We start from the raw sequence: 3070 nt of genomic DNA, 5'->3' as shown, positions 1-3070 counted from the left end.
CGATGGTAGTGTGGCGTTGCCCATGTGAGAGTAGGTCATCGTCAGGCGCCTTATACTGAAAGCCCCAGCATCCTAGATGCCGGGGCTTTTTTATTATTTCAAATAACCCTCCCTTTTGCTTTTCAATGTCCTCCTGTTGTTTAATCCCTGCTTGCTCATTCTCCATCCGGACCTATTTGCATGAAATCCAAAACATTGTTGTCCCTGCTCAGTGATCGTGAAGTGCACTCAGGAGAGTCGCTGGCGCAGCAGCTTGGTGTTTCAAGAACGGCTGTCTGGAAGCAGGTTCGCAAGGCGATCCGGGAGGGTACTGATATTCGTACCATAAGGGGGCAGGGATATCAGTTGGTTTCCCAATTAGACCTTCTTGAGTTAGCCGCTATCCAGGCGGCCCTGGATCCTGATTCGAGAGCTCGGATCGATCTGGCCGTGTTGGATGAGGTGGATTCCACCAATGCGGAAGTGGCTCGACGAATGACTGCCTCATCTTCCCCGGTTGTTATAGCGGATCGACAGACCTCTGGCCGTGGGCGGCGTGGTCGAAACTGGGCGAGCCCTAAAGGGCAGAATCTGTACCTGAGTCTTGGTTTGACTATAAAGGGTGGTTTCTCGGCATTGGATGGGCTGAGTCTCGCGCTTGGGGTTGCGGTTGCGGATGCCTTGGGGCAATCCGGAATCTGTGACATAGGGCTGAAGTGGCCAAACGATCTGTTTTCGGGGCAGAAGAAGTTTGGGGGTATTCTGGTCGAAATTCAGGGTGAGCTCCAGGAAGGTAGTGTGCAGGTCATCGCGGGGATCGGGCTTAATGTCCATATGAGCGAAGCCGGGGGCGTAGATCAACCCTGGACAAGCCTGGCTCTTCGCTGGCCGGGTGAGCGCTGGGTGCGTAACCAGTTGGCTGGAAGAGTGATCAGGCATGTTCTGATGGCGGTTGATGAGTTCGAAGCTGGAGGTTTTTTGTGTTTCCGCGACCGGTGGCAACAACGTGATATTTTTAGGGGGAGGTCGTTGGTGGCGCGGGGGGGTGATATGACAGGGTACGGCGTGGGTATCGACGAATGCGGGAACTATCTGGTGGATACGGCAGAAGGGGTGATGTCGGTTCGGGCAGGGGATATTAGTTTGCGGATTTCTGAATGATTCTGTTGATTGATGCCGGTAATACCCGGTTGAAGTGGCGCTTGGCGATGAGTGGGGCTGCGGCCGTGGAGGGTGTCTCTGTGATCGGGGCGCCTGAGCCTTTGAAAGAGCTGGAGGGATATTGGGCGCATGTCTCTGGCGTGTTTGTGTCGAGTGTCGCTTCGAGGTCAGCCAAAGAGAGGCTGGACGCCCTGCTTGGCAGTCATACCGTTGCGCCCGTCCAGTATTGTTGGTCAGAGAGTGCGCGTATGGGCCTTGTTAACTCCTATAAGGATGTGTCCCTGATGGGGGCTGATCGCTGGCACGCCATGCTGGGTGGTTGGGTACGCTGTGGGGCGGCGTTTGCCGTAATAGATGCGGGCAGCGCGGTTACGGTCGATTATGTCGGTCCCGATGGCGGGCACATCGGCGGCTATATTCTACCGGGGTTGCAGATGATGCGCCGAAGTTTGAAGGTAGATGCCGCTCGCATCGGTTTTGAGCACCACGATGTGCTCTCCACAACTCCCGGTCAGTCAACGGGAGAGTGTGTTAATAATGGCCTCTCCTGGCTCTCCGAGGCCATTGTTCATCGCCTGCTGCGCGATCTGAGTGCCTATAACCTGGGCTCGGTGTTTCTGACTGGAGGGGATGCCTGGCGCTTTCAGGGGCTGGGGCTGCAGTCGGTCTTTGTTGAGGGGTTGGTCCTTGATGGGTTGGGGCAGAGGGTCGGGGTGGGTCAGGACAAATGAAGCTGTTAGTGCTGATATTAGTTCTGATGAATATTGCGGTATGGTATGCACCGGAGTGGATGCCGTCCTCCGAGGGGGCAGTGGCCGAGGGTGTCTTGCCCAGAGTGTTAAGTCTGAAGGTCGAGCCTGAGACGTTGGGGGAGTCTGTCTGTGTCAGATTGACTCTGGGTGACTTCAGGACCCGGGCTCAAGCCCGGCGGGTTGCGGAAGGGTTCTCCGTATCGCCTGGAGTTGTCGAAATTCAGCGGGAGATTGCGCCGTTACATTGGGTTTTGATTCCCCCTCAGCCGCCTGAAGATGCACGTGCGCAGTTTCGTGAGCTGGTGCGCCAGGGCGTTGAATCTTACATTGTTTCGGGGGGCGAATACCGCAACGCGATTTCATTGGGGTTGTTTGAGTCCGAGCAGGCCGCCCGCTCTGTCCTTGCTGAAAAAAAACAGTCAAATCCTAATGTAGTGCTGGCCAAGTTCCCCCGAAATCGTTTAGGATACGCGCTCGTTTTTGAGGTTGAGTCCACGTCAGAAGATGAGTGGGTTCAGGCGGTTGAAGCGGAAACCGGACACGAATTCGATTTCGTGGAAAGTAATGCCTGTGAAGGTGTTGCAAGCCCGGAAAAAAATCCGTAGTATACGGCCCTCGCTGAGAAGGCGAATGTGAGCTGGCGTAGCTCAGTTGGTAGAGCAGCTGACTTGTAATCAGCAGGTCGGGGGTTCGATTCCGTCCGCCAGCTCCACTTTAGTTTTGGCAAGCTTGCGTAGCAGGTTTGTTTTGGAGGGGTTCCCGAGTGGCCAAAGGGATCAGACTGTAAATCTGACGCGAAAGCTTCGCAGGTTCGAATCCTGCCCCCTCCACCACTAATTGCTTGCGGGCATCGTATAGTGGCTATTACCTCAGCCTTCCAAGCTGATGACGCGGGTTCGATTCCCGCTGCCCGCTCCAGTTTAGTTTTAGCGCTCATGTAGCTCAGTCGGTAGAGCACATCCTTGGTAAGGATGAGGTCACCGGTTCAATTCCGGTCATGAGCTCCATTTTTTGTCTGGTCAACGTTGCGATCCTGGTTGATTAGGGGGATTGGTCGAAATGTCTAAAGAAAAATTTGAACGTAGTAAGCCGCACGTAAACGTCGGCACCATCGGTCACGTTGACCATGGTAAGACCACTCTGACAGCTGCTTTGACTCGTGTATGTCACGAGGTCTG

4 protein-coding genes and 4 tRNA genes are annotated in these 3070 nt (G+C 54.9%); all 8 read left to right on the top strand.

Annotation, left to right across the window (positions count from 1 at the left end; genetic code table 11):
• Window positions 1–180: 180 nt before the first annotated feature.
• Window positions 181–1140 (top strand): biotin--[acetyl-CoA-carboxylase] ligase, encoded by a 960-nt coding sequence (locus K325_RS0100490; RefSeq protein ID WP_029652292.1) that lies wholly within the window; start codon window positions 181–183, stop codon window positions 1138–1140.
• Window positions 1137–1871 (top strand): type III pantothenate kinase, encoded by a 735-nt coding sequence (locus K325_RS0100485; protein ID WP_029652291.1) that lies wholly within the window; start codon window positions 1137–1139, stop codon window positions 1869–1871. The genes K325_RS0100490 and K325_RS0100485 overlap by 4 nt, the downstream gene beginning before the upstream one ends.
• Before the next feature lie 26 nt (window positions 1872–1897).
• Window positions 1898–2497: a hypothetical protein gene (locus tag K325_RS0100480; protein WP_228128361.1), complete on the top strand. Its 600-nt coding sequence runs from the start codon at window positions 1898–1900 to the stop codon at window positions 2495–2497.
• Window positions 2498–2528: 31 nt separating this feature from the next.
• Window positions 2529–2604: transfer RNA gene (locus K325_RS0100475), tRNA-Thr, on the top strand.
• Window positions 2605–2641: 37 nt separating this feature from the next.
• A tRNA-Tyr gene (locus K325_RS0100470) sits at window positions 2642–2725 on the top strand.
• Window positions 2726–2735: 10 nt separating this feature from the next.
• A tRNA-Gly gene (locus K325_RS0100465) sits at window positions 2736–2810 on the top strand.
• A gap of 13 nt (window positions 2811–2823) precedes the next feature.
• Window positions 2824–2899: transfer RNA gene (locus tag K325_RS0100460), tRNA-Thr, on the top strand.
• A 52-nt stretch (window positions 2900–2951) separates the two neighbouring features.
• A partial coding sequence (locus tag K325_RS18325) for a GTP-binding protein (protein ID WP_211218123.1) occupies window positions 2952–3070 on the top strand: 119 nt, incomplete at its 3' end.

The organism is Marinobacter daepoensis DSM 16072 (assembly GCF_000421165.1).
GTDB lineage: Bacteria > Pseudomonadota > Gammaproteobacteria > Pseudomonadales > Oleiphilaceae > Marinobacter > Marinobacter daepoensis.
This window is presented reverse-complemented; position numbering and strand designations above follow the sequence as displayed.

What these genes read in the sequence shown, in the direction of transcription:
- K325_RS0100490 (WP_029652292.1), top strand. Translation starts at nt 181, where the DNA reads ATGAAATCCAAAACATTGTTGTCCCTGCTCAGTGATCGTGAAGTGCAC.
- K325_RS0100480 (WP_228128361.1), top strand. Translation starts at nt 1,898, where the DNA reads ATGAATATTGCGGTATGGTATGCACCGGAGTGGATGCCGTCCTCCGAG.
- K325_RS0100485 (WP_029652291.1), top strand. Translation starts at nt 1,137, where the DNA reads ATGATTCTGTTGATTGATGCCGGTAATACCCGGTTGAAGTGGCGCTTG.